Genomic DNA, 2,581 nt, shown 5'->3' with positions numbered 1-2,581 from the left:
ATATCGAGGGGATTCACACACGGCGGCGGTGCGGTGGAGTCGGCATCGAACAGCACCACCCGGTCACTGAAGCGGCGCGGCAGCCGCGAGAGCACGTCGGTGACGAGATCGCCTTTCGGGTCGACCACGATCACCCCGCGCCCGGCCTCGGCGTCATCGAGGATCAACCGCGCCAGCAGCGTCGACTTCCCGACGCCGGTGGGGCCGAGGATGTGCAGGTGGTGGCGGGCGTCGGAGACCTTGACCGCGACCGAACGGCGACCACCGGTGTCGGAGACACCCAGAGGTTTCGTGTGCGGACCGGCCGTGGGGATTTGTGGTGCGGGGGTCAGGGCGCGGGCTCCGGCGCGTTGCAGGCCCGGCAGCCCGTCGTCGGTGGGCAGGTGCGCGATGGAGGCCAGCTCCGCCGCCGACAACACGTCCCCGCGCCCGAGGCGCCGCTCACCCATCAACCGTGCCAACAGGACGCGGCGACGCCGCCGGTAGTAGTTGTGGTCGGTGCACGCCCCGAACACCGTCGCCAAGGCGTCCGCGCGACCGCGTGCGATCGTGCGCGCCTCGGCCCGGTCTCGCTCGTCGGTGGCCGGGATCGAGACCGCGTAGCGCACGACGGTCTCCCAGTGCGGGCCGCGCGCTTTCCCCGCCGCCGCTCGCGCGGCGGCGGTGTACTCCATCGTCGTTTGCCGGTCACCCGATGCACCGCCTGTGCCGCTGATGCGTGCAGGCCGGGTGAGGGGTCCTGGCGTGATCAGGTTCAACACCTCACGCGCCAGCGCTGTCACGAACCCGGACGGTGCCCCGGCGGCTCCGGCGGTGCGGGTGGAGTGGGTGACGCGGCGGCCGGTGACCGGTCGGGCGAGGATCTGCACGCACGCGGCCTGGCCGGGGGCGAGGTCGTCGGCGGCGGTGATCAAATCCCGCACCAGGTCGCCGCTGTAGTCGGTACGCAACGGAAGCCCTTCGCGGCGGCCCAACCGCAACTCGCCCCCCGCCAACACTCGCCGGGTGCCGTGCGTGTCGTCCGGCAGCGGAGACCGGGCAGGCCGGGTGGTGTCGGTGTGCGCACCGGGCCACGCCGAGGCGACCGCCCGTTCGATCAACCCGGGCGGGACCTTGCCGGGCACCCAGAGCCGGATCGCGGCCCCGTCCTCGGGAGTCACGGTGTACTCGAAACCCAGATGCGGCTGCCCGAGCAGCAGGCGCGCCCACGCTGGGCGTAGTTGCCCGATCAGGTGCGACCAGAACGCGAGCGCGCCTTTCGGGTCGACCTCGGGTGGGGTGAGCACGGTGATCTGGCGAGCTTGGGCACTCAGCCGGCGCCGCCGCAGCCTCGCCACCGCCCGCACCGCGGCGAGCACACCGGCCACTGCGAGCAGCAGCACGATCGCGGCCGGGGTGACCACGCTGTGTGCGATCGTCGCAGCGAGATCACGCAGTGTCGCGCCGGGCGCGAGCAGCATCCGGCCCAGCCACCCCTGCTCGGGGCTCGCGGTGGTGTTCACGCGGCCACCGATCCCGGCCCGGCGGTGGTGCTCGTTCCCCAGAACGGGGCCGCCCCGTACTGGAGCTGGCCGCCAGCGACCCGGTGTTCGGTCGCGGCCGAACCGGTGTGTGGCTTGCGGAGAATGACGACGTCTTCGTGGGCGATGAGGTGCATGGGCAGCCCGGCCGCGCGGTTCTTGACGATGAAGTCGCGCTGGAAGAAGCTGCTGCGCGCGATGAGGTCGCCGTCGGTGAGCCGACCCAAGAGTGCGACGCACCGTTCGACCGGGACCAGCCCGGCGAGGGTGCCGCAGGTGATCAGGTGCCCGGGCAGGTTGACCAGTTCCGCGTGCTGTCGCCAGGGCCGGGCGGTGATCACCACATGCCCGCCCGGAGCGAGGTATTCGGCGGCCCCGGACAGGATGCGGGTGAACCCCGACAGCAGGCGGCCGAGCCCGACATTGGCCAGGTTGCCGCGATCGAGCACCGCGCCGTAGCGGTGGTTGTATTTGTGGACGCCTTCCCCGGCGCGGACGCGGACGTGGCCGTGGGTGGAGTCGCCGTAAGGCGGGGAGGTGATCACCAGATCCACCCGGCCCCGCAACTGGTCTGGGAGCAGGGTGGTGAGCTTGCGGGCGTCACCGGTGTAGACGGCGGCATCGAGATCGATACCCGCGTCGCGGGCGAGTCCGATATTGGTGCGCGCCAGCTCCGCCCACCGCGCCTCGTACTCGACACCCACGGCGCGACGGCCGGTGTGCAGCGCTTCGACGAGGGTGGTGCCGATCCCGCACATCGGATCCAGCACGAGATCCCCCGGACGGGTGTAGGTCGCAACGGCGTGTTGGACGATCGCGGGGAACATCTTCGCCGGGTGCTTGACGCTGTCGGGGTGATAGCGGCCCCGTCGTTGCATCGCGGACGCGGTCTGGGCGGTCGCCCACACCGACACCGGCACGGCGGCGGGACCGGCCCCGGTCGCGGTGCCGGAGTCGACGGTTTCGGGATGGGTGGTGTCCGGGGTGGTGGGGTCGAGAGTCATCGTCGGGTCCTTCGCGAGATCGGTCGGTCGGTGGTGGTGGCTCGGTGTGCCCGCGAC

2 protein-coding genes are annotated in these 2,581 nt (G+C 71.9%); both read right to left on the bottom strand.

The features are described from left to right. Window positions 1-1,502 (bottom strand): helicase HerA domain-containing protein (locus HOV91_RS38870; protein ID WP_312884950.1); only part of this gene is annotated, 1,502 nt, incomplete at its 3' end. Next, window positions 1,499-2,581: TRM11 family SAM-dependent methyltransferase (locus HOV91_RS38865; RefSeq protein WP_246351612.1), on the bottom strand; the 1,083-nt coding region annotated here is incomplete at its 5' end. The genes HOV91_RS38870 and HOV91_RS38865, both read right to left, overlap by 4 nt.

It is taken from the genome of Nocardia barduliensis (assembly GCF_013315795.1).
Taxonomy (GTDB): domain Bacteria; phylum Actinomycetota; class Actinomycetes; order Mycobacteriales; family Mycobacteriaceae; genus Nocardia; species Nocardia barduliensis.
The sequence above is the reverse complement of the archived record's forward strand: the minus strand, read 5'-3'. Positions and strand labels throughout refer to the sequence as shown.